Origin of the sequence: Nitrincola tapanii, from assembly GCF_008368715.1 — a bacterium.
GTDB lineage: Bacteria > Pseudomonadota > Gammaproteobacteria > Pseudomonadales > Balneatricaceae > Nitrincola > Nitrincola tapanii.
Genome location: NZ_SMRS01000008.1, coordinates 65571 through 88668, shown reverse-complemented (window position 1 = coordinate 88668; position 23098 = coordinate 65571). Strand labels below are relative to the sequence as shown.

The following is a 23098-nucleotide window of genomic DNA, read 5'->3' as shown; positions in this document are numbered from 1 at the left end:
AGCGTCAATCCTCACTCTGCTAGCCACCTAGCGCAGCCCTTTATGTTTTGCTTGATCCAGCACCACCTCTAACACCTCCTCAATGGTTAGTTGGGTGGTGTCCAGAATCACCGCTTCCGGCGCTGGCTTGAGCGGGGAAACAGGCCGATTCATATCACGATCGTCCCGCGCCTGAATGTCGCTCAATATATCATCAAGGCTAGCACTCAGACCCTTGCTAATCAACTGGTTATACCGGCGTTGTGCACGCTCTTCTGCACTGGCATCAAGATATATTTTCAAGCAGGCCTCAGGAAAAACCACAGTTCCCATATCACGGCCGTCTGCAATCAGCCCGGGTGCCTGAGCAAAATCACGTTGTCGCTGTAACAGGGCCTGCCGCACAGGCCCCAAGGCTGCAACTAAAGACGCATCGGCTCCCACCTCCTCCGTGCGCATGGAGCGCGTCACTTCTTCGCCCTCCAAGATCACTTTGAGATCGTCCTGCCCATCGGTTCGAAATTGCACATCTAAATGCGCGGCCAGCACCTGTAAAGATTCAACATCGTCCAGGGCCACACCATGATGCCGAGCAGCCATTGCTGTCAGACGATAGAGTGCTCCACTATCCAGCAGATGCCAGCCGAGTTCCTGCGCAAGTAAACGGCAGATGGTGCCTTTGCCTGAACCGCTGGGACCATCAACGGTAATCACCTTCCTGTTCAACTGACTGGACATCAGTCTGACTCCTTATGTATACGAAGACCGGCACTCTGTGCCTGTTCTATTAACTCTGGGAAAGCGGTCAAAAGGATCTGAGCCTGTTGCAATCTCACTTCTTGCTCAGCGCCCACAGCCGCCACCACCAAGGCAAGCTGAATGTTGGCTTCCAATTCACCTTTAATCTCTCCTCCCTTGAGCGCCGCTGGAGTGATCTGTAAATGCTTCGCATCCACCCAAGCCAACTTCGCCCCTAAGCGTTGTAACTGCTCAAGGCCGGCTATTTGTGCGCTCGACAAGGGTTTAGCGAATATCAGCTCACTGGCACTTTGCGCATGCATCGCTGCCACCACGATAAACAGTAGGTTGTCGCCCAAACTTGCGCTTTCTTCAGCACTCAGTGAGATCCCTTGTAAAAGAGATGAACTCACACGCACCTCAGCCACCGGCTCACCTGAATGCATCTCTAGTGCGTGGAGCTCCAGCTTAGCGCCCATACGTTGCAGCAGGGTGAAAGCCTGGGTACGTGTTGGATTGACGCCAATTTTCTTTAATCTCAGCGTCGCTTGCGGTGTGATTAATGCCGCCACCACTAAGGCTAAGGCGGCCATAAAATCACCTGGAATATCCAAATTCAGCGGCTTTAAGGCACCTTCAGATAAGAGTGCCACCCGCTCCTGCGCTTCATGAATGCTTTGTTCCAGAGGATATTCCATCGCTGAGAGCAAGCGCTCGGTATGATCTCGACTGCTCCCCGGACTCAGAACTTGGGTGCTACCTTGAGCATAAAGCCCTGCTAAAAGCAGCGCAGATTTGACCTGTGCACTGGCCTGCGGCAAGCGATGTTGCCGACCGAGCAATTGGGCCACAGGCGTGATTCGAATCGGGGGACAGAAGTTTTCGGCACTCTCAATCCATGCTCCCATGGCACGCAATGGACGCATCACCGACTCCATCGAGGCTTGATTCAATGCCTCATCACCACACAGCTCACTGGCAAAAGGCTGAGCCGCCAAAATTCCCATTAACAAGCGCATACTGACGATAGAATGTCCTAAGTACAAAGGTCCAGGAGCAGGCTGTAAACCCTGCAAACCTACACCATAAATTCGTACATGCCCTTGATGCGGCCCTTCAATCACCACCCCCATATCACGTAGTGCTTGCAGGGTTGCTAGACTGTCTTCACCTTCGAGAAAACCATACAGATCGCTCACCCCTTCTGCGAGCGCGGCTAAGACCACCGCTCGATGCGATATGGAGCGATCACCAGGGACTTGCAGTTCACCCTGTAGCTGACTACCGGGCAGAATTTTGAGATCAATCGCTTGATTAGAATGCGAATAGGCGGAACCTGCCAGAAGACGACTAAAATGCTCTCGCGCCACTCTTGCACGCGTAAAAATGCCCAGTAAAGACTGGCTGTCGCCCGTGGCAATTGCTTGACGCAACTTGCCCAGCCCGGCGCTGAATTGATCGATCTGCTTGAGTAACGCATCACGGTTGGCTTGGCAGATGTCATGCCACATCACCGGGTCACTGGCTGCGATACGGGTAAAGTCGCGAAAGCCACCGGCTGCGTAACGAAAAATATCGCGATTTTCCTCTTCATGCGCCAGGGTATCGACTAAGGAAAAGGCGAGCATGTGAGGTAAATGACTGGTCGCTGCGAGGACTTGATCATGACGCGCGGGGTCCATCTGCAAGACTTCCGCTCCGACTGCCTGCCACAGGCGCGCAATTTGCAGTGTCGCTTCAGAATCCGAAGCTTCGGTAGGCGTCAAGATGACTTTATGCCGCTCAAACAGATCCGCATCGGCGGCACGGACACCACTTTTTTCAGCCCCTGCTATCGGGTGACCGGGTATAAAGGTCGACGGCAAGCGCCCCAAAACGCGCTCTGCCGCTTGAATAATATTCAACTTGGTACTGCCAACATCGGTCAGCAAGGTTTTGGGAGACAGATGTGGTGCCACTTCAACCAAGACCTGCTCCATCACTTTCACCGGCACGGCCAGCACCACCAAATCCGCTGTGGTAAGCGCGAGGGGCAGATCCTCGGCAACCCGATCAATCACCCCTAAACGTACTCCTAGGTGGCAGTCATCCAGATTTCGGTCATAGCCTAACACCTCTTCCACTAAGCGTCGTGACTTCAGCGCCTTGGCAAACGAGCCACCAATGAGACCCAAACCAATCACTAAAACCCGTTGGATTTTATATTTCAGCACGCCAATACCTTTTTCAACGCCCGTAAAAAGCGAGTATTTTCAGCATCTGTTCCAACGCTAATGCGTAAATGATGCGGCATCGCATAGACGCCTAGAGGACGCACAATGACCCCCTCTTTCAGCAGGGCTTGATAAACTGGCAGAGCATTACGCGCTAAATCCAAGGTAATAAAGTTGGCCACGGAAGGAATATATCCCAAGCCGAGAGCACGTAATCCTTGTGTTAACTGGTCTAACCCCCGTGTATTCAGCGCTAAACTCTTCTCTAAATACTCGCTATCTTCCAACATAGCGGCCGCTGCGGCCAAAGCCGGTGTATTGACATTAAAGGGCTGGCGCACACGGTTGAGTAGATCTGTAATCTCGGGATGTGCCACTGCGTAACCCACGCGCAAAGCAGCCAAACCATAGGCCTTAGAGAAGGTTCGAGTCACGATCAAATTAGGATACCGCGCCAACAGATCCAAACCATTGGGGAAGTCTTCGCGCGTGACATATTCTGTATAAGCCTCATCTAGAACCACTAACACCTGTTGAGGCAGATGATCTAGAAAAGCACACAACTCCCGACTGGACACATAAGTGCCGGTCGGATTATTCGGATTGGCAATAAACACTAAACGTGTTTTATCAGTCACCGCCTCGGCCATCGCTTGTAGATTGTGACCAAACTCACGCGCAGGTGCGATCACACCTTGTGCACCACACGCCTGAGTCACTAAGGGGTAGACAATAAAGCTATATTCCGAAAATACCGCTTCGGTGCCGGGTTGTAAAAAACAACGGGCGATCATTTCCAACAAATCATTGGAGCCGTTACCCAAGGTAATCTGCTCCGGCTTAAGTGCAAAGCGCTGATAAAGCGCCTGTTTCAGCAGATGGCCGTTACTGTCTGGATAACGCGCCAACTCTTTTAAGCTCTGCTCAATAGCGGCTAGCGCTTTGGGGGAAGGGCCCAGAGGATTTTCATTACTGGCGAGCTTAATACTATTGCTGATCCCCAGCTCGCGCTCCAACTCTTCGATCGGTTTACCGGGCTGATAGGGTTGTAAGCTCTGCACACCCGCAACCGCCAACTTTAAAAAATCACATGCCATGATCATCACCTGCAAATGGCAATCAAAGAACGGCTTTCGGATAGGACCCTAAGCACTTAAGTTGAATAGGATGTGCCTTTAACTCAGCTAAGACATCACAAACCATCGGGTCCTCTGCATGCCCTTCAAAGTCGATGTAGAAGAGTGTCTGCTGAGCAGGCGTTTGTGTGCGTGTTTCTAAGCGTGTCAGGCTAATTTGACGCTGTCGGAAAGGCTCCAGTAACGCATAAAGGGTTCCGGGTTGATCCGCAGCACAGAGCAGCAATGATGTTTTATCTTGACCACTCGGTGCTACGCTTTGCTGCCCCAGTACCAAGTAACGTACACGACCTTCCGGTCGATCATCACTGGCCATCAGTTGCAGCTCTACTTCACCACAAATCTGCAGATCAAAACGCCAGAAAAGGTCGAGGCTATGACTCACCAATCCGGCCTCAGGGCTTTCTATCGGAACAACCGCATACTGACACTGACCTGCTTGCACAGCACGAAATACTGGCTCTAATCCGGCCAAAGCTTGTGCTTGAACCGAGTGACCAAAATGCTTGCGTACCGCCTGCTCAGTAAAACCACCCTCTGGACCTGGATAAGCAACCTGTAAGGGCTGCTCCAGGGCCAAACAGACGGACATGATTTCACGAAAAATCCGTGCCATATCCGTATCGGCTAAAGGCCCTTCGTTGCGCTCCATCACCCGTCTGAGCACCTGCGCTTCACGCTCAGGACGATAGAACACGACCTGCTGATCCGGCTGAAAACGCTGCTTTACTTCGGCCACTGACTGCGCACATCGTGCCCGAGCATTAATCAACTGTTGAATCTGCAGATCTAACGCATCGATCTGATTACGCAGCTCAGTTAAGGCCGCTTCTTGGGTCAAGGGCGCAGTAGGCTCAGTCATGGCGTTACCTATTTAAGCTCGTGTCTTCTCGAAATGCTGCATAAACTCAATTAAAGCCTCCACAGCCGTTTCAGAGACGGCGTTGTAGATACTCGCCCGCATACCACCGACCGAACGATGTCCCTGCAGGTTTAACAAGCCCGCCGCCTCAGCTTCCACTAGAAAACGACTTTCCAGCTGTGTATCCGCAAGGGTAAAAGGCACGTTCATGATTGAACGATTTGGCAAGGCAATCGGGTTCGCATAAAAATCACTGGCATCAATCGCTGCATACAATTTACGCGCTTTACGCAAATTGATTTCGGCGATGCCTTCTACTCCACCCTGAGCTTTCAGCCATTTAAACACCAGCCCTGCCAAATACCAGGCAAAGGTTGGAGGTGTGTTATGCATGGAATCGGCATCGGCATGGACCTTATAGTCATACATGGTCGGGGTTGTCGGCAGTGCCTGACCTAAGAGGTCTTCACGTACGATGACAACCGTTAAACCTGCTGGGCCAATATTTTTCTGTGCACCCGCATAGATCAAACCAAAACGACTCACCTCTACCGGCTGGGACAAAATGTCAGACGACATATCCACAACCAAGGGAGTTTGACCGGCATCTGGAATGTAATCGAACTCTAAGCCACCGATCGTTTCATTACTGGTGTAATGAAGATAAGCGGCCTCTGCACTGAGATTCAGCTCATCTGCTCGCGGCACACGTGTGAAGTTTTCCGCTTCGGTACTGGCGACAACATTCACCTGAGCATAACGCTTAGCTTCCGCAATCGCTTTTTTTGACCAGATACCGGTATTAATGTAATCCGCTTGTGTTTTCTGACCCAAGAGATTCATCGGGATCATACCAAACTGGCTGGTCGCACCGCCTTGCAGGAAGAGCACCTTGTAATGATCCGGAATCTGCATCAAATCACGAAGATCTTGCTCAGCAGCTGTCGCCACACTGACAAACTCATCACTGCGGTGACTCATTTCCATAATCGACAGGCCTTTACCCTGCCAATCCGCCAATTCAGCCTGGGCTTGTTGAAGCACTTGATCCGGTAAAGCCGCAGGGCCGGCGCTAAAATTGTATTTACGCGTCATCTTATTTCTGCCTGAAAAAAGACCGATGCTCAAACATCGGTTGAAGATAGATCTGAGTCATCGGCTGCGGGGGTGACGTCAACTTCTGTCAATACCACCTCATCCGACTCTTCCGGTTCCTCGATACGGGCCAAGCCGACTAACTGCTCATCCTCGCTCAAACGAATCAGCATCACCCCTTGGGTGTTACGACCGAGCTGGGAGATTTCAGCCACACGGGTACGTACTAAGGTGCCACGGTTACTGATCAACATCACACCATCGCCATCAAAGACTTGAACCGCTCCCGCCAAAGCACCATTACGCTCAGTGCACTGCATCGCAATCACCCCTTGACCACCACGTCCACGCAGCGGAAATTCGGTGATTGGGGTTTGTTTGCCATAGCCCTTTTCTGAGGCTGTAAGGACCTTCCCTTCAGGTTGCGGAATGATCAGCGCAATCACCTGATCCTCTTCGCTCAACAGACGTACACCGCGAACACCACGGGCCGTACGACCCATCTGACGCACATCGTCTTCATGGAAGCGTATCGCTTTACCCGAACGGGTCACCAGCATGACATCGTCTTGGCCAGTGGTGATGGAAGCCCCTATCAGGCGATCACCTTCGAGGATATCCAGCGCAATCAGACCACTGCTACGTGGACGTGCAAAACTTTGCAGCGGCGTCTTTTTCACCGTACCTTGCGCCGTCGCCATAAAGATAAAACGATCAGCGTCAAACTCCTTGATCGGCAGAATCGCGGTAATCCGCTCCTCTTCCTCTAAAGGCAAGATATTCACGATAGGCCGCCCACGCGACGCACGGCTAGCCGGTGGAATTTCATACACTTTGAGCCAGTACACCTTGCCACGGCTAGTGAAGCAGAGAATCGTGTCATGTGTATTCGCAATGAGTAGATGCTCAATAAAATCCTCATCTTTCATCGCAGTTGCAGACTTGCCCTTACCGCCACGGCGCTGAGCCTGATAATCGGTCAGAGGTTGGGTCTTGGCATAACCTGCATGCGAAAACGTCACCACCATATCTTCTTCGGTGATTAAATCAGCAACGGTGAGATCTTGCTGTGATGCCATAATTTCCGTACGACGGGTATCGGCGTACTCGGCGACGATCGCTTCCAGCTCCTCACGAATCACTTCCATCAAGCGCTCACGCGAACCTAGGATATGCAAGAGTTCAGCGATTTTATCGATCAGCGCACGGTATTCAGCAATGAGTTTTTCATGTTCTAGGCCCGTCAAACGATGCAGACGCAGCTCCAGAATCGCCTGGGCCTGCGCTGGCGACAGGTAATAGCGTCCTTCACGCAAACCAAACTGAGGCTCAAGATCATCAGGACGGCATGCATCCTCACCCGCCTGCGCCAGCATCTCCAGAACATTTCCTGGCAGCCAAGGGGTCGCAATCAAACGCTCACGTGCATCCGCGGGTGTCGGTGATTCTTTAATCAGCTGAATCACCGGGTCGATATTGGCCAAAGCGATCGCCAAACCTTCCAAAACATGCGCACGTTCACGCGCTTTACGCAGTTCATAAACGGTACGACGTGTGACCACTTCTCGACGATGCACAATAAAACATTCCAGCATCGACTTGAGATCAAGCGTCTTAGGCTGGCCATCGACCAAGGCCACCATATTGATACCAAACACACTTTGCAGCTGAGTTTGGGTAAAGAGATTATTAATGATAACTTCGGGGACTTCACCACGGCGCAACTCGATGACGATACGCATACCGTCCTTATCCGACTCATCACGCAGCTCACTGATCCCTTCCAGTTTTTTCTCTTTCACCAGCTCGGCGATTTTTTCAATCGTGCGTGCCTTGTTCAGCTGATAAGGGATCTCCGTGATCACCAGCATCGGACGCCCATTACGCGGATTGTCCTCAACATGATGCTTAGCCCGTACATAAATACGGCCACGCCCAGTTCGATACGCCTGCACAATACCGGCTCGACCATTGATGATGCCGCCCGTTGGGAAATCGGGACCCGGAATAAACTCCATCAACTCATCAATGGTCAGATCAGGGTTTTCGATCAAGGCTAAACAGCCTCGAACCACCTCACCTAAATGATGAGGGGGTATGTTGGTCGCCATGCCGACCGCAATTCCGGAAGAGCCATTCACCAGCAGATTGGGCACTCGGGTTGGCAAAACCGCAGGAATACGCTCGGTACCGTCATAGTTATCCACAAAATCGACGGTTTCTTTATCCAGATCGGCTAGAAGTTCATGTGCGATCTTAGCCATACGGATTTCGGTATAACGCATCGCTGCTGCGCTATCACCGTCTACAGAACCGAAGTTGCCCTGACCATCCACCAGCGGGGCGCGCATGGAGAAATCCTGCGCCATACGTACGATCGTATCGTAAACCGCACTGTCGCCATGAGGATGGTATTTACCGATGACATCCCCGACCACACGTGCCGATTTTTTGTAAGCTTTGTTCCAGTCATTACCCAATTCGTGCATGGCAAACAATACCCGGCGATGCACAGGCTTGAGGCCATCACGGACATCGGGCAAAGCACGGCCGACAATGACACTCATGGCATAGTCGAGGTAGGACTGTTTCAGCTCATCTTCAATATTAACTGGCAGAACTTCTTTGGCTAAATCACCCATTCGCTCGGCGTTCCTTGATTCGGTATGCATAAGATGCCCAGAAAGCGGCATCGGATTAGCCGGCAATTGTAACATAAAGATACGCTGACTCACCTCTGCTATGGGTGCTAGAATCCAACTTCGTAAAGAACTGATTGAGAGACAGCATGAGCCAGCCCAATCGCTTAAATCTGGATCCGGCGGAAATTGCCAAGTTTGAAGAACTGGCCAGTCGTTGGTGGGATCGCAATAGTGAATTCAAACCCTTACATGACATCAACCCGCTACGGGTGGGTTTCATTGACCGCATTGCTCAACTGGCTGGCAAGCGTGTTCTGGATGTAGGTTGTGGAGGCGGCATCCTATCGGAGTCCATGGCTCTGAGAGGCGCCGAGGTGACCGGTATTGATATGGGTGAAGCCCCTCTCAAGGTCGCCAAACTGCATGGTTTAGAAAGCGGAGCTCAAGTGCGCTATCAACGCATTACTGCCGAAGAGATGGCGCTTGAGCACCCAGAAAGTTTTGATATCGTCACCTGCATGGAGATGATCGAGCATGTGCCTGATCCTGCATCGGTCGTGAAAGCCTGCGCTCAAATGGTCAAACCGGGTGGTTATCTCTTTTTATCCACCCTAAATCGCAATCCTAAAAGCTACCTCTTTGCCATCCTCGCTGCCGAGCGCCTGCTTAAACTGGTACCACAAGGCACGCATGAGTTCAGCAAATTTGTTAAGCCTGCTGAGCTGGCCGAATGGGTGCGCAACAGCGGCCTAAACCTCATCGAAATGACCGGACTGGTATACAACCCACTGACACGTGAATACCGCCTCAATCCGCGTGATGTGGATGTTAATTATATGATCGCCTGTCAAAAACCGGAGGAGATGTGAGCAAGCTGGATGCGGTATTTTTTGACCTAGACGGCACCTTCATTGATTCAGCCCCCGACTTTCATCGCCTAGTGAACCAACTACGCGCGCAGGAAGGCATGCAACCCATCGCGTACGCGGCTCTGCGCCCCTCGGTCTCCCACGGCGGTGCCGCGGTGATCCGCTCTGCTTTTCCTGAGCTTAGCCTCTCACGCCAAGAACAACTCTTGAGCTGGATGCTCGATGAATATGCCGCTAACCCCGTGGTCGATAGTCAGCTTTTTCCTGGCATTCAAGCGCTACTCAACTGGCTGGAAGCACACGAAATCACTTGGGGAATCGTCACCAATAAACCGGCTCGCTACAGCCAACCGATCCTAGAAGCACTCAAGCTGACACAGCGCTGCCATACCCTGATCTGCCCAGAAGATGTTTCACGTACTAAGCCCGATCCCGAGGGCTTATTCCTCGCCTGCCAACAAACGCGTAGTCGTTGCGAGCATTCGCTCTATGTGGGTGATCATGAACGCGACATCGTGGCAGGTCGTTCCGCGGGGATGCGCACAATTGCAGCAGGCTATGGTTATCTGGAACTAGGAGAAGACCCTCTCAGCTGGTGTAGTGATTTTGCCGTAGACTGTTCGCAGCAACTCCTCCCCCTGCTAGACTCTCTCACTTCTATTGGGCTTTCATTTTCTGGCGAGAACATTCATAAGGCTTAAATTATGTTTCAGTACACAGCACCGCAGGATTTGCTCAAAGATCGTATCATTTTAGTGACTGGCGCAGGTGATGGCATTGGACGTGAAGCGGCTCGCCAATATGCTGCGCACGGCGCGACTGTCATCCTGCTCGGAAAAACACTAGAGTTTCTAGAATCTCTCTATGATGAAATTGAAGCAGCGGGTTATCCACAGGCGGCCATCGTCCCTATGAACCTAGAAACTGCGACTGAACATGATTACATCGAACTCTGCAACACACTTCATCAAGAATTCGGACGCCTAGACGGCATCCTGCATAATGCTGGCATCTTGGGCGTACGCACTCCTTTAGAGAACTACGACCCGGTTATCTGGAATCAGGTGATGCAGGTGAATGTGCATGCGCCCTTTATGCTGACCCAGATTCTCATGCCCCTGCTACAGGCCTCTGACGATGCCTCGATTCTCTTTACCAGCTCCAGTGTAGGCCGTCAGGGCAAAGCCTTCTGGGGGGCGTACGCCGTCTCTAAATTTGCAATTGAAGGGATGATGCAGGTTTTAGCCGACGAAATAGAAAATAACCCTCAACTTCGCGTGAATGCAATCAACCCAGGAGCAACGCGTACACGCATGCGTGCGTATGCTTATCCTGCAGAAAATCCTGAAAACAATCCGACTCCGAAAGAGATTATGCCTCTTTATCTTTATTTAATGGGACCGGATAGTCGTGGTGTTAAAGGTCAATCTTTAGATGCACAGGGTTCAGGTCAAGCCTGAACCCTGGCTTATGCCAATAGCATAGGAAGGAGTTTAGCCACGTCCACGCGGGCTGCGACGGCCAACTGAACGCGCTTTTTTCGCTGGCTTCTTAGTCGGTTTGGTTTCAGCATTAGGAGTGGGGCCATCCGCACGCTGACGTACTTTTTGCTTTTTAAAACGACGCTCTGCATCTAAACGCTGCTGCGGAGTACGTGTTTCCAACCAAGGTGCCGGCGGCAAGTCCACTTCCGCCGCCAATATATTGCATTCCTTATGCGTCAACTCGCGCCAAGTCCCGACCTTAACATCACTAGGTAAGAAAACCGGGCCAAAACGCACACGCTTCAGACGGTTGACCTGAATACCCTGGGACTCCCAGAGACGACGAACCTCACGATTGCGCCCTTCCATCAGTACGCAATGGAACCATTTATTCGCACCTTCACCATCAAAGAAGCGCACATCGGTAAAGCGCGCCATACCATCCTCGAGCAACACTCCCTGCTTGAGTCGCTCCAGCATCTCGTCTGAGACCTCTCCGAGCACACGCGCTGCGTATTCACGGTCGATCTGCGCAGAGGGGTGCATTAAACGGTTTGCCAACTCACCATCCGTCGTGAACAGCAATAAACCCGTGGTGTTGATATCCAAACGCCCGATGACAATCCAACGACCGTTTTGCAAGGGTGGCAAGGAGGCAAAGACCGTCGGCCGCCCTTCTGGATCATGACGCGTACACACTTCACCCAACGGCTTGTTGTACATGAGTACGCGCCGAGGTTGAGCATCGGCCAAGATCAAATCGATTTGACGCCCATCGACGACTACACGATCTGACTCACCTACTCGATCCCCTAACCGGGCAAGCTCGCCATTTAACGTGACTCGCCCTTCTTCTATCCAACGCTCCATCTCACGACGTGAGCCTAATCCGGAGCGCGCCAATACTTTTTGTAACTTTTCACTATTCATTGACGCTACCTTAAATACTCAGAATCCAAGCCACTCACTTAATCGAGAGTCGGCAATTGATCCTTAGAAATACCACGCGCTGACATATACTCCTGGAAAACAACAGGAGTACGACCACGGCCCGACCACTCATGCTGCTGGCCTTCCGCATCGGTAATCACATATTTAGCTTTTACCACCTTACGTGAAGGTGCATCCACTAAATCGGCCAGATCTGCCAAATCGATACCCGCTTCTTTCATTGCTAGACGGATTTTCTCGATTTTTTCTACGCGCTGACGCTCTTCAGCTTCACGACGCGCCTCATCTTCCTGACGCTCGACCAAAATCTCTTGCAAATCGGTAATGATTTTTTCGATGTCCAGAGCAGAAAGCTCTTGGCATTGTTTACGCAGAGAGTTTTTACGTGTCAAAATTTTGATAATGTCGGACATTTTGGTAGGTTTCCTTTTTTATTAAGTCTCGGGACAATTATCAATAACAACTCAACGAATGCAATATTAAGCCGAGCAATATTTTTTATTTTATTAAAAAATGCTGGGATCTCCCGCCCCTAAACGCACAATCTCTGGAGCCTCACCGGTTAAATTGACTACCGTCGTCGCTTCCATACCACAAAACCCGCCATCAATGATCAAATCGACATGATGCTGTAATAGATCGCGCATTTCATATGGATCGGTTAAAGGCAATTCATCACCAGGCATAATTAATGAGGTACTCATAATCGGTTCGCCAAGCTGGTCTAATAATGCTTGTACGATCGGATTATCAGGCACACGCATCCCTATCGTTCGACGCTTAGGATGCAACAAGCGTCTGGGTACTTCACTGGTTGCATTCAGGATAAATGTATAAGCACCCGGTGTATGCGCTTTTAATAAACGATACACACTATTATCCACTTTTGCGTAGGTTGCGATTTCAGACAGATCCTTACAGACCAGCGTGAAATTGTGTTTATCGTCTAACTGACGAATTTGCTTGATACGTTCCATCGCTTTTTTATCTTCAAGACAACACCCCAAGGCATAAGCACAGTCGGTTGGATAGGCCACAACCCCACCCTGCCTTAGAATTTCAACCGCTTGTGCGATCAAGCGTTTTTGCGGATTTTCCGCATGAATTTGAAAGAACTGACTCATATCATCCTCTTTAAATATCCAGATCGAGGCGCCACCCTTAGGCTGCCGCCTCGATTAAATGCATTAACACATGTTGATCACTCATCTCCAGACTTGGAAAACGACCTGGGTAGGACCAAGCAGATTGTTTCGAATGAAAATCACTACCGGCGGAGAGTAAAAGATTTTTTTGTGCGGCAAGACGTTGCAACTCTTTTCCTTGATCTGGATTCAACCCGGGATAGCTCACTTCCACTCCTTGACCGCCTAGTTGAATAAAGTCATCTACCAACGCGCGCAGTTTAGTGAAGGTAAATCGATACTTGGTCGGATGGGCAATGATCGAAAAGCCTTTTAACTGCTGAATAAGCTCCAGCGTTCGAGCCAAATCAGGCCATAAAACCTTCACATGACCGGGCCGACTCTGACCTAAATACTTCTCAAAAGCCGCCTGTTCAGAATCAACCACACCCAACTCGACCAATACGGATGCAAAGTGGGGGCGTCCAACTTGTCCCTCACCTGCTTTTGCTAAGACTCGCGCTAACAAATCTGCGGGCAAGCCTTTTTTAATCAGCTTATTTGCAATACGCTCGGCACGCTCCATACGCAGATCAACCAACTCATCCATATATTGCTGCAAAGCGGGCACCGTTAAATCCAATCCCAATCCCAGCACATGAATGACACGATCTTTCCAAAGACAGGTAAATTCAATGCCTGCAAACAGGTGTATACCTACTTGTGTAGCCGCCGCCTGTGCTTCAGCGTAACCTCGACAGGTGTCATGATCCGTAATGGCTAGGTACTCGATAGACTCACTTGCACATAACTGGATCAATTCAGTTGGCGCTAAAGCACCATCTGATGCGTTGCTATGCAGATGTAGATCGTAATGCATGACTTTTCCCAGCCTTTAAATGTTTTTTCATTCTACTGCAGTTACCGCCATAATGCTGAATCTAGTTCAACTTCAGCCGCTAAATCACCCAGACTCTAGAGCACAAACCCTATATTAAGGAGCTTATTTATGTATTACGCCATCATGGCAACCGATGTGACCAATAGCCTTGAAGCACGAATGACCGCTCGCCCTCAACATCTTGAACGCCTGAAACAGCTGCAAAATGAAGGACGCTTACTGATAGCCGGCCCTCATCCTGCCATCGATAGCGAAGATCCAGGCCCTGCAGGCTTCACCGGCAGCCTGATTGTAGCGGAGTTTGCATCACTTCAAGCCGCAGAGTCCTGGGCACAAGCCGATCCCTACCTAGCCGCTGGAGTTTATAAAGATGTTTTGGTCAAGCCCTACAAGAAGGTATTGCCCTGATAACGGTGAGATCTGTTATACTCTGATGGGTAAAACTTAACCATTTAGCTCTAACGGCTGCAGCTGTGGCTCGTTTATCTAAGGTTAAGGTAGATTCGGCTTAAATAGACTAGACTTAACTAAAAGACCAACATCCAACCTGGCACAAGGAAATGATGATGAAGAAACTTGCTATTGCAGCAGGCCTGGCACTGTCTCTCGGCGTATCTGCCGCACATGCTGGCGCTTCTGGCTACCTGACTAACTCCAGTGACACTGTATGGCGCACCAGTTTCGGTGAGTGCTGGCAGACTTCTTTCTGGTCACAGGATAAAGCAATCCCTGGCTGTGCAGGCTATGTCGCTCAGGCTGAGCCAGCTCCCGCTCCAGCTCCAGCACCTGCTCCAGAAATCGCTGATATCGAACGTAAATTCGCTTTATACTTTGATTTTGACAGCACCCGTGTAGGCGATATTTCTACTATCGTTAACCACATCGGCTCACTGGCTACTCTGGAAAGCATCCACCTGACAGGCCATGCTGACCGTATCGGTAACATGGCATACAACGATCGCCTGTCTCAGCGTCGTGCTGACGCCGTTGCTGCAGCTCTGGCCAATGCAGGCGTTGACGCTGGCAAGATGACTACTAGCTCTATGGGTAGCCGTTCTCCCGTTGCAAACTGCACAGGCCGTGGTGCTGAGCTGATCGCTTGCTTGCGTCCAGACCGTCGTGTAGACGTTGAAATCAAAGGTACTCGTCGCGTTCAGAACTAATGTCTGACGCGCCTAAGCGCCAATAAAGAGTGTTCATAAACAGCACTCACAAAAAAGCCAGTCTCAGACTGGCTTTTTTTATGCTTGTACTGGCTTAGGTAACAACCAAAACTCAATCGGGATTCAGAAGAGTCACTCAGCACCCACCTCTCTTGAGAAGAGGCAGGCACTTGTAGATCATAGAATTTATTTTAACCAAGCACGTGCGTTACGGAACATCCGCATCCAACTACCATCTTCCGACCAATCCGCCGGATGCCATGAATGCTGAACGCTTCTAAACATACGCTCAGGATGTGGCATCATGATCGTAACACGTCCATCTGGCGTCGTGACCCCAGCGATTCCCGCAGGTGAACCATTAGGATTAGCCGGATAGGTTTCGGTCACGGCACCGTAGTTATCCACATAACGCAGAGCTACTTTACCAGACTGCTGCAGGTGATTCAGATGCTCAGCATCACGGAATTCTGTGCGTCCTTCACCATGCGCAATCGCAATTGGCATTCGTGAACCCACCATCCCCTGCAAGAAAGCAGAAGGACTGCCCATCACCTCAACCATGGCAACACGTGCTTCAAACTGCTCAGACAGATTGCGCACGAAGCGCGGCCAATGCTCCGAGCCTGGGATCAACTCATGCATATTAGACATCATCTGACAGCCGTTACACACTCCGAGAGCTAAGGTATCTGGACGCGCAAAGAAAGCCGCAAACTGATCACGCGCACGAGCATTAAATAACGCTGATTTTGCCCAACCCTCTCCAGCTCCCAGAACGTCACCGTAAGAGAAGCCACCGCACGCCACTAAAGACTGGAATTGATCTAATTCCACACGACCGGACAAGATATCACTCATGTGTACATCGAGCGCCGAAAATCCTGCACGATCAAATGCTGCAGCCATCTCTAACTGACCATTCACGCCCTGCTCACGCAAGATCGCAACCTTGGGACGCACGCCGCTAGAGATATAAGGTGCTGCGATATCGTCGCTTGGATCATAGGTCAGATTGACATGCAAACCCGGATCTTGGCGATCCTGAATACGCTCAAACTCTTGCTGAGCACATTCGGGATTATCACGCAGTGATTGTATCTGATAGGAAGTCTCTGACCAGATTGCTTGCAGAAGCGCGCGACTCTCACTGTAAATTTCTTCTTCATCAAAGTAGAAATTGATCTGATCATCCTGATTCAAACTGCCCAGAACAGAAACCAACTCACCTAAACCGGCTGCGTTCAGCTCCGTCAATACTTTTTCCGTATCCTGGCGACGTATTTGAATCACGGCGCCTAACTCTTCAGCAAAGAGTGCCGCACAGATTTCACTTTCATCCGCTGCCAACATATCGAGCTGTACATCTAAACCGCAGCGCCCCGCAAACGCCATTTCCACCAAGGTCGCCAGCAAACCGCCATCAGATCGATCGTGATACGCCAGCAACAATCCCTGAGCATTTAATTCTTGTATGGCCGCAAAAAATGCCTGCATCAGCTCCGGATCATCTAAATCAGGCACCGCCTGCCCGACCTGATTATAGACCTGGGCCAGAGCTGACAGACCTAAACGATTCTGCCCTGCACCTAAATCGATCAGCAATAAATCTGTTTCACCCTGATCCCTTTGTAGCTCAGGGGTTAAGGTTTTACGCACATCACTCACTGGCGCAAAGCCAGAGATGATCAGGGACATAGGCGCCGTCACACTTTTAGACTCGCCCTCATCCTGCCAAACCGTGCGCATGGACATAGAATCCTTACCCACTGGAATCGTAATACCCAAAGCCGGGCAAAGCTCCATACCTACGGCCTTAACGGTATCAAAGAGCTTTTCATCCTCACCCGGATGGCCAGCGGCAGACATCCAGTTCGCTGAAAGTTTTACATCCCGTAAATCCGTAATGGCTGCAGCCGCCAAATTCGTGAGCGTCTCGCCCACAGCCATCCGACCTGATGCCGGCGCATCGATTAATGCCAACGGAGTGCGCTCACCCATCGCCATCGCTTCACCAGCATAGGTATCAAAAGATGCCGCGGTCACCGCACAATCCGCTACAGGCACCTGCCAAGGACCCACCATCTGATCACGCGCGACCAGACCTGTAATAGTACGATCCCCAATAGTGATCAAGAAGGACTTGGATGCCACGGCAGGCAAGCGCAGAACGCGCTCTATCGCCTCCTCAAGCTCTAAGTTCTGAGCCTCAAATGCGGGCAAAGTGACGGCCTGACGCTGAACTTCACGATGCATTTTGGGCGGCTTACCAAATAACACGCTCATCGGCAAATCCACTGGACGGGCATCAAAATGCTGATCATTCAAAATCAAATGATGCGCCTCGGTCGCCTCACCCACTACCGCATAAGGGCAGCGCTCACGCTCACAAATAGCCTGGAAGCGCGGCATATCTTCTGGATTCACGGCCAGGACATAGCGCTCCTGGGCTTCGTTACACCAGATTTCCAAAGGTGACAGGCCAGGCTCATCATTATTGATATTGCGCAACTCAAAGCGTCCACCACGCCCCCCATCTTTTACCAGCTCTGGGAATGCATTGGAAAGACCACCGGCACCTACATCGTGGATGAAAGCGATCGGATTCGCATCCCCTAACTGCCAGCAGCGATCGATCACCTCCTGACAGCGACGCTCCAACTCAGGGTTTTCACGCTGTACTGACGCAAAATCCAGATCTGCGGCCGAGCTACCCGAGGTCATTGAGGAGGCAGCGCCACCGCCCAAACCGATCAACATGGCCGGCCCCCCTAAGCAAATTAGCTGGGCACCGACACGTATCTCACCTTTTTCAACATGATCAGCGCGGATATTACCCATCCCGCCAGCGATCATGATGGGTTTATGATAACCACGCACTTCATCGCCCGCAGCACCTGGAACCTTCTGCTCGAAGGTACGGAAATAACCTGTGAGATTGGGACGACCAAATTCATTGTTAAAGGCAGCTCCCCCGATCGGACCCTCAATCATGATATCCAGAGGGGTCACAATGCGATCCGGTTTACCGTAAGCGGATTCCCAAGGCTGCTCAAAACCCGGAATATTAAGATCGGAAACGGTGAAACCCGTCAGACCCGCTTTAGGTTTAGCACCACGCCCCGTGGCCCCTTCATCACGAATCTCACCGCCTGATCCGGTTGCCGCACCCGGATGCGGTGCAATGGCGGTAGGATGATTGTGCGTCTCAACCTTCATCAAAATATGAATCGGTTCTTGATGATAAGCGTACTCAGTTGTTTCAGGGTTTGGGAAGAAGCGACCCGCTTCACTCCCCACAATGACCGCAGCATTATCTTTATAAGCTGACAAGACATTATCACCCGCCTGCTCATAGGTATTTTTGATCATGCCAAACAGAGAGCGATCCTGCTGCTCACCATCGATTTCCCAGCTCGCATTAAAGATCTTATGACGGCAATGCTCTGAGTTGGCCTGAGCAAACATCATCAGCTCAACATCCGTCGGATTGCGGCCTAACTCTTGAAAGCTAGCCAGCAAATAATCGATCTCATCTTCTGCCAGGGCTAAACCTAACTCCCGATTAGCCTGCTCAAGTGCTGGACGCCCCTGAGCTAAGATCTCCACACGTGCGAGCTCACGTGGTAATTCAGCACGGAACAAACTGGAAGCTTCTTCAGTCGAATGAATGACGCTTTGCACCATACGATCATGTAAGAGTGCAGCAATCTGTATGATTGCCTGAGAATCCAGTGCAGACTCACTACGAATATAGTAGGCTAAACCTCGCTCAAGACGCTTGATCGATGCCAGACCACAGTTGTGTGCGATATCAGTGGCCTTGCTTGACCAAGGTGAAATCGTACCCGGGCGCGGGATGACCAAAAACAGCTGTCCGGCAGGCTCTTCAGCCTGTACCGCTGGACCGTAGCGCAACAGACGCTCCAAAACAGAGTGCTGATCGTCAGTCAAGGCTGATTCAAGATCAGCAAAATGCATGTACTCTGCATAAACTCCAGTCACAGAAGGGATCTGTGATTGTAGGGTTGATAGCAGCTTATCATGACGAAAATCCGACAGAGCCGGTGCTCCACGCAGTACGAGCATGTTGAATTCGAGCCTCTTGTGTGTGCCTGCTAAACAGGAAATAACAGCGGGAAAATAAACGTCTAGTTTACCCGATTCAGCCCCTTGGATACCAGAAAAGCAGAAAGCATGTTCAGCCTAGATGCCAAACAACCTGTGAAGGAGAGTCTTCTCTTATTGGCCACCTTGGGGCTGATGTTTGCTTTGGCCTGGATCAATCTTAGCTCCACCTCTCTGCTCACCAGTATTCGCGAACAAGGCATTCTGCGCGTGGGAACCCTGAACAGCCCCATGACCTATTATCAGGATCGCAGTGAAGATACCGGCTTTGAATATGAGCTGGCTCAAGCCTTTGCCGACTACTTAGGTGTTGAACTTGAACTCCAGGTTGCCAACAATCTTAATCAACTATTTAGCTTCCTGAATCAACGCAGCGTTCATCTTCTTGCATCGAATTTACAACTGACAGACGATCGCTTAAAGAACTTTAAACCTGGCCCCATCTATCGGCATACCACCTCAAACGTCATCTACCGTGAACGCAGAGGCCGCCCCGCTCCAAAAACCCTGAGCGATCTCTATCAAAAAAATCTTGCCGTGCTCGCCAACTCCAGCCAAGCTGAACTCTTACAGAAGCTGAACCTTGAGCATCCGCAGTTGCAGTTTGAAATCCGTGAAGAGGCCGACACTCTGGATTTAATGCGCGCTGTCCAGGAGCAATCACTCGACTTCATGCTGACGGATAGCTTCTTCTTTGACACCCAGAAATCCTTTTTTCCTGGCTTACAGAAATCCTTTGCTCTCGGTGATGCCCAACCGATCACCTGGATGCTGCCCGGTAATGCAGATAGGGAACTGATGCAAGCCCTGCAGGACTTCTTCAACCTAGAATCGACACAAGCCCTGATTCGTGATTTAGAAATACGCCATTTCAGCCCACGCCAGAATCCACTCAACTTTTTCGATACCCAGTCTCTGCGCACGCACCTAGAGGAACGCTTTTTACCTCTCGAAACCCATTTCCTACAAGCGGCTGAGAATACCGGATTAGACTGGTTACTTCTGGCGGCAGTCGGCTATCAAGAATCACTTTGGGATGCCGATGCAGTTTCACCCACGGGGGTTAGAGGGATTATGATGCTGACACACCCGGCTGCAAGAGAGGTCGGCGTGACGGATCGGACCGACCCCATCCAAAGCATTCTCGGCGGCGCACAATATCTGGCGAATATGAAAGAGCGCATACCCGAACGCATTCCAGAGCCTGATCACACTTGGTTTGCACTGGCCGCTTATAATGTTGGACTGGGCCATCTGGCGGATGCCAGACGCTTAACGCAGCAAAAAGGTTTTAACCCGGATCGCTGGGAGGATGTGCGGCGCCACCTCCCCTTGCTGGCACAGGAGCGCTATTACACTCAGCTTCGTCACGGTTATGCTCGTGGTCATGAGCCGGTGCGCTATGTTGATAATATTCGTAAATATATGGATATTTTGCACTGGGAGTTACAGCATAGCTTTGGCCGCTTACTCAGCGAGCAGAGTGAAACTGCTGAGAGACTCGATCCTGAAAGTCTACGCGAACAAAGTGAACGCATTCTACGCAACTTTGCGCCCAGCCTTTGACCTGAGAGTGTTCAAGAGGAAATATCCGCACCCCAAGCTAAAACCTCTACATCTGGGTGCTGAAGATTACTCCGGAGCCTGCGCTTGTTTTGCCGCACGTTTTTGCGCACGCCTTTGCTTAAAAAATGCACTGAGCAAGGCCGAACTTTCTTCTGCTAAAACCCCTGCTCGCACCTGCGGATGGTGATTCAAGTGGGGTAAATCAAAGGCCGGCAACTGACTCACATGCGCCCCCGACTTAGGCTCAGTGGCGGCATAAATAACCCGACGAATGCGCGCATGCACCAGAGCACCCGCACACATCATACAAGGCTCTAAAGTGACATAAAGATCCGCCTCAACCAAACGATAGTTACCCAAGGTCAAGGCGGCTTCACGCAAAGCGAGCACCTCAGCATGTGCACTCGGATCAAGCTTAGAGATGGGCGAGTTAAAACCTCGCCCAATGATTTGCCCGTTTAACACCACCACCGCGCCAACGGGAACCTCTCCCTGATCCGCGGCCTGCTGCGCCAGCAATAAAGCCTCACGCATCCAGCGCTGATCTTCTTCGAGATTGAGCTCAAACATCTAGCGACAGGTTATTCCCACTCGATTGTCGCAGGCGGTTTACTCGACACATCATAAGTGACGCGTGAAACCTGAGCGATTTCATTGATGATACGACTGGAAACCGTTTCCAGCAAATCATAAGGAAGGTGCGCCCAACGTGCTGTCATAAAGTCAATCGTTTCCACCGCGCGCAAAGCAATGACATATTCATAACGGCGACCATCCCCGACCACCCCTACAGATTTCACTGGCAAAAACACCGCAAACGCCTGACTGGTTTTGTGGTACCAATCCGCTTTGTGCAACTCTTCGATAAAGATGGCATCTGCCTCACGCAAGATTTCCGCATACTCTTTTTTCACCTCTCCAAGAATACGCACACCTAAACCAGGGCCTGGGAAAGGATGACGATAAACCATGTCATAGGGTAGACCCAACTCTAGGCCAATCTTGCGCACCTCATCTTTGAACAGCTCACGCAGAGGCTCAACCAACTCAAACTGCATATCTTCAGGCAAGCCACCCACGTTATGGTGGGACTTGATCACATGCGCCTTACCCGTTTTAGAAGCGGCCGACTCAATCACATCGGGGTAGATCGTTCCCTGAGCTAGGAAACGACAATCTTTGAGTTTTGTCGCCTCTGTATCAAAGACCTCAATAAATGTATTACCAATAATCTTACGTTTAGCTTCAGGATCAGACACCCCCGCCAAGCGCGACAGGAACTGCTCTTCTGCATCCGCACGAATCACGCGAACACCCATGTTACGGGCAAACATCTCCATGACCTGATTACCTTCATGCTTACGCAACAGGCCATTATCGACAAAGACGCAGGTCAACTGATCGCCGATCGCTTTATGCAAGAGGGCCGCCACAACAGAGGAATCCACCCCTCCGGACAGGCCTAAAAGTACGGTTCCGTTACCCACCTGCTGACGCACCTTGGCAATCAAATCATCAATGATATTCTGAGCTGTCCATAGACTCTGCGTGCCACTGATTTCGTGAACAAAGCGGTCGAGAATACGCATCCCCTGCTTTGTGTGAGTGACTTCAGGATGGAATTGCACCGCATAAAACTGGCGCGCAGGATCACACATCGCGGCGATAGGTGCCGAATCTGTGGAGGCGATGATATGAAAACCTTCAGGCAAACGTGTGACCTTATCACCATGGCTCATCCACACATCCAGAGACAGAGCACCATTATTGGCAATATGGTCTTCAATCCCTTCCAATAACCGACTAGGGCTGTCTGCCAAGCGCACGCGTGCATAACCAAACTCACGCTTCTCTGAACTTTCAACGGCTCCCCCCAGCTGTTCTGCCATGGTTTGCATGCCATAGCAGATCCCCAAGAGCGGAATTCCCATTTCAAACACTTCCTGAGGCGCCCTGGGCGAATCAAGCTCTGTCACCGATTCAGGGCCACCTGCCAGAATGATGCCCTTGGGAGCAAAATCACGAATTGCTTGCGCATCCATATCCCAAGGGTGTATTTCGCTGTAAACCCCTATCTCACGCACACGGCGTGCAATCAACTGGGTGTATTGAGATCCAAAATCAAGGATCAGGATACGCTCTGCGTGAATATCGTGACTCATGCTCAGTAACTCCAACAGACACTCTGTCTATATTTGGCTTCTGTCTGATTGATGACAGATCGATTGCATAAATAAAAAGTGGGGC

Annotated in this window: 19 protein-coding genes; 6 read left to right on the top strand and 13 right to left on the bottom strand. The window is 50.9% G+C overall.

From position 1 onward, the window contains the following. Window positions 1–27 precede the first annotated feature (27 nt). Genes cmk through gyrA form a run of 6 tightly spaced genes read right to left on the bottom strand, consistent with a single transcriptional unit; the run spans window position 28 to window position 8665 of the window. Window positions 28–717: a (d)CMP kinase gene (cmk, locus tag E1H14_RS11130; RefSeq protein WP_149391553.1), complete on the bottom strand. Its 690-nt coding sequence runs from the start codon at window positions 715–717 to the stop codon at window positions 28–30. Next, entirely contained in the window at window positions 717–2930 is a 2214-nt protein-coding gene (locus tag E1H14_RS11125) for a prephenate dehydrogenase/arogenate dehydrogenase family protein (RefSeq protein ID WP_235017447.1), read from the bottom strand. The genes cmk and E1H14_RS11125 overlap by 1 nt, the downstream gene beginning before the upstream one ends. Continuing rightward, window positions 2924–4027, bottom strand: coding sequence for a histidinol-phosphate transaminase (gene hisC, locus E1H14_RS11120; RefSeq protein WP_149391552.1), 1104 nt, complete (start codon window positions 4025–4027; stop codon window positions 2924–2926). Before hisC ends, E1H14_RS11125 begins: the two co-directional genes overlap by 7 nt. 22 nt (window positions 4028–4049) lie before the next feature. Then, entirely contained in the window at window positions 4050–4928 is an 879-nt protein-coding gene (gene pheA / locus E1H14_RS11115) for a chorismate mutase (RefSeq protein ID WP_149391551.1), read from the bottom strand. A 12-nt stretch (window positions 4929–4940) separates the two neighbouring features. Next, the gene (gene serC / locus E1H14_RS11110) at window positions 4941–6023 is read right to left on the bottom strand and encodes a 3-phosphoserine/phosphohydroxythreonine transaminase (protein WP_149391550.1); all 1083 of its coding nucleotides are present in this window, start codon (window positions 6021–6023) and stop codon (window positions 4941–4943) included. 29 nt (window positions 6024–6052) lie between these two features. Beyond that, the gene (gene gyrA, locus E1H14_RS11105; RefSeq protein WP_149391648.1) at window positions 6053–8665 is read right to left on the bottom strand and encodes a DNA gyrase subunit A; all 2613 of its coding nucleotides are present in this window, start codon (window positions 8663–8665) and stop codon (window positions 6053–6055) included. A 146-nt stretch (window positions 8666–8811) separates the two neighbouring features. Between gyrA and ubiG the strand changes: the two genes are divergently transcribed. Genes ubiG through E1H14_RS11090 form a run of 3 tightly spaced genes read left to right on the top strand, consistent with a single transcriptional unit; the run spans window position 8812 to window position 10994 of the window. Next, window positions 8812–9534, top strand: coding sequence for a bifunctional 2-polyprenyl-6-hydroxyphenol methylase/3-demethylubiquinol 3-O-methyltransferase UbiG (ubiG, locus tag E1H14_RS11100; protein WP_149391549.1), 723 nt, complete (start codon window positions 8812–8814; stop codon window positions 9532–9534). Beyond that, window positions 9531–10235: an HAD family hydrolase gene (locus tag E1H14_RS11095; RefSeq protein ID WP_149391548.1), complete on the top strand. Its 705-nt coding sequence runs from the start codon at window positions 9531–9533 to the stop codon at window positions 10233–10235. Before ubiG ends, E1H14_RS11095 begins: the two co-directional genes overlap by 4 nt. A 3-nt stretch (window positions 10236–10238) precedes the next feature. Continuing rightward, a complete protein-coding gene (locus E1H14_RS11090) occupies window positions 10239–10994 on the top strand; it encodes a YciK family oxidoreductase (protein WP_149391547.1) in 756 nt (251 codons plus the stop codon). Window positions 10995–11027: 33 nt separating this feature from the next. Here the strand turns inward: E1H14_RS11090 and rluB are convergent, their stop codons facing one another. From rluB to E1H14_RS11070, 4 genes are all read right to left on the bottom strand, one after another. Next, window positions 11028–11948: a 23S rRNA pseudouridine(2605) synthase RluB gene (gene rluB / locus E1H14_RS11085; RefSeq protein WP_149391546.1), complete on the bottom strand. Its 921-nt coding sequence runs from the start codon at window positions 11946–11948 to the stop codon at window positions 11028–11030. A gap of 38 nt (window positions 11949–11986) precedes the next feature. Further along, a complete protein-coding gene (locus E1H14_RS11080) occupies window positions 11987–12382 on the bottom strand; it encodes an H-NS histone family protein (RefSeq protein ID WP_149391545.1) in 396 nt (131 codons plus the stop codon). Window positions 12383–12475: 93 nt separating this feature from the next. After that, on the bottom strand, window positions 12476–13093 hold the full coding sequence (locus tag E1H14_RS11075) for an L-threonylcarbamoyladenylate synthase (protein WP_149391544.1): 618 nt from the start codon (window positions 13091–13093) through the stop codon (window positions 12476–12478). 37 nt (window positions 13094–13130) lie between these two features. Continuing rightward, window positions 13131–13973 carry a PHP domain-containing protein gene (locus E1H14_RS11070; protein ID WP_149391543.1) on the bottom strand — a complete coding sequence of 281 codons (843 nt, stop codon included), beginning with the start codon at window positions 13971–13973 and terminating at the stop codon, window positions 13131–13133. Window positions 13974–14102: 129 nt separating this feature from the next. On the opposite strand from E1H14_RS11070, the gene E1H14_RS11065 reads away from it, so the two are divergent. Together E1H14_RS11065 and E1H14_RS11060 are read left to right on the top strand one after the other, a co-directional pair. Continuing rightward, entirely contained in the window at window positions 14103–14402 is a 300-nt protein-coding gene (locus tag E1H14_RS11065; RefSeq protein WP_149391542.1) for a YciI family protein, read from the top strand. A 158-nt stretch (window positions 14403–14560) separates the two neighbouring features. After that, a complete protein-coding gene (locus tag E1H14_RS11060; protein ID WP_149391541.1) occupies window positions 14561–15157 on the top strand; it encodes an OmpA family protein in 597 nt (198 codons plus the stop codon). 186 nt (window positions 15158–15343) lie between these two features. Here the strand turns inward: E1H14_RS11060 and purL are convergent, their stop codons facing one another. Next, a complete protein-coding gene (gene purL, locus E1H14_RS11055) occupies window positions 15344–19246 on the bottom strand; it encodes a phosphoribosylformylglycinamidine synthase (protein ID WP_149391540.1) in 3903 nt (1300 codons plus the stop codon). 108 nt (window positions 19247–19354) lie between these two features. Between purL and mltF the strand changes: the two genes are divergently transcribed. Then, window positions 19355–20851 (top strand): membrane-bound lytic murein transglycosylase MltF, encoded by a 1497-nt coding sequence (gene mltF, locus E1H14_RS11050; protein WP_149391539.1) that lies wholly within the window; start codon window positions 19355–19357, stop codon window positions 20849–20851. A gap of 66 nt (window positions 20852–20917) precedes the next feature. On the opposite strand, the gene tadA is transcribed toward mltF, so the two are convergent. Both tadA and guaA read right to left on the bottom strand, forming a co-directional pair. Further along, complete coding sequence (gene tadA, locus E1H14_RS11045) at window positions 20918–21421, bottom strand: tRNA adenosine(34) deaminase TadA (RefSeq protein WP_149391538.1); 504 nt, start codon at window positions 21419–21421, stop codon at window positions 20918–20920. 11 nt (window positions 21422–21432) lie between these two features. Continuing rightward, on the bottom strand, window positions 21433–23013 hold the full coding sequence (gene guaA, locus E1H14_RS11040) for a glutamine-hydrolyzing GMP synthase (protein WP_149391537.1): 1581 nt from the start codon (window positions 23011–23013) through the stop codon (window positions 21433–21435). Window positions 23014–23098: the final 85 nt, after the last annotated feature.

Coding starts and splice junctions, on each gene's coding strand:
- cmk (WP_149391553.1), bottom strand. CDS start 717: ATGTCCAGTCAGTTGAACAGGAAGGTGATTACCGTTGATGGTCCCAGC.
- hisC (WP_149391552.1), bottom strand. CDS start 4,027: ATGGCATGTGATTTTTTAAAGTTGGCGGTTGCGGGTGTGCAGAGCTTA.
- pheA (WP_149391551.1), bottom strand. CDS start 4,928: ATGACTGAGCCTACTGCGCCCTTGACCCAAGAAGCGGCCTTAACTGAG.
- serC (WP_149391550.1), bottom strand. CDS start 6,023: ATGACGCGTAAATACAATTTTAGCGCCGGCCCTGCGGCTTTACCGGAT.
- gyrA (WP_149391648.1), bottom strand. CDS start 8,665: ATGGGTGATTTAGCCAAAGAAGTTCTGCCAGTTAATATTGAAGATGAG.
- ubiG (WP_149391549.1), top strand. CDS start 8,812: ATGAGCCAGCCCAATCGCTTAAATCTGGATCCGGCGGAAATTGCCAAG.
- E1H14_RS11090 (WP_149391547.1), top strand. CDS start 10,239: ATGTTTCAGTACACAGCACCGCAGGATTTGCTCAAAGATCGTATCATT.
- rluB (WP_149391546.1), bottom strand. CDS start 11,948: ATGAATAGTGAAAAGTTACAAAAAGTATTGGCGCGCTCCGGATTAGGC.
- E1H14_RS11080 (WP_149391545.1), bottom strand. CDS start 12,382: ATGTCCGACATTATCAAAATTTTGACACGTAAAAACTCTCTGCGTAAA.
- E1H14_RS11075 (WP_149391544.1), bottom strand. CDS start 13,093: ATGAGTCAGTTCTTTCAAATTCATGCGGAAAATCCGCAAAAACGCTTG.
- E1H14_RS11070 (WP_149391543.1), bottom strand. CDS start 13,973: ATGCATTACGATCTACATCTGCATAGCAACGCATCAGATGGTGCTTTA.
- E1H14_RS11065 (WP_149391542.1), top strand. CDS start 14,103: ATGTATTACGCCATCATGGCAACCGATGTGACCAATAGCCTTGAAGCA.
- E1H14_RS11060 (WP_149391541.1), top strand. CDS start 14,561: ATGAAGAAACTTGCTATTGCAGCAGGCCTGGCACTGTCTCTCGGCGTA.
- purL (WP_149391540.1), bottom strand. CDS start 19,246: ATGCTCGTACTGCGTGGAGCACCGGCTCTGTCGGATTTTCGTCATGAT.
- mltF (WP_149391539.1), top strand. CDS start 19,355: ATGTTCAGCCTAGATGCCAAACAACCTGTGAAGGAGAGTCTTCTCTTA.
- tadA (WP_149391538.1), bottom strand. CDS start 21,421: ATGTTTGAGCTCAATCTCGAAGAAGATCAGCGCTGGATGCGTGAGGCT.
- guaA (WP_149391537.1), bottom strand. CDS start 23,013: ATGAGTCACGATATTCACGCAGAGCGTATCCTGATCCTTGATTTTGGA.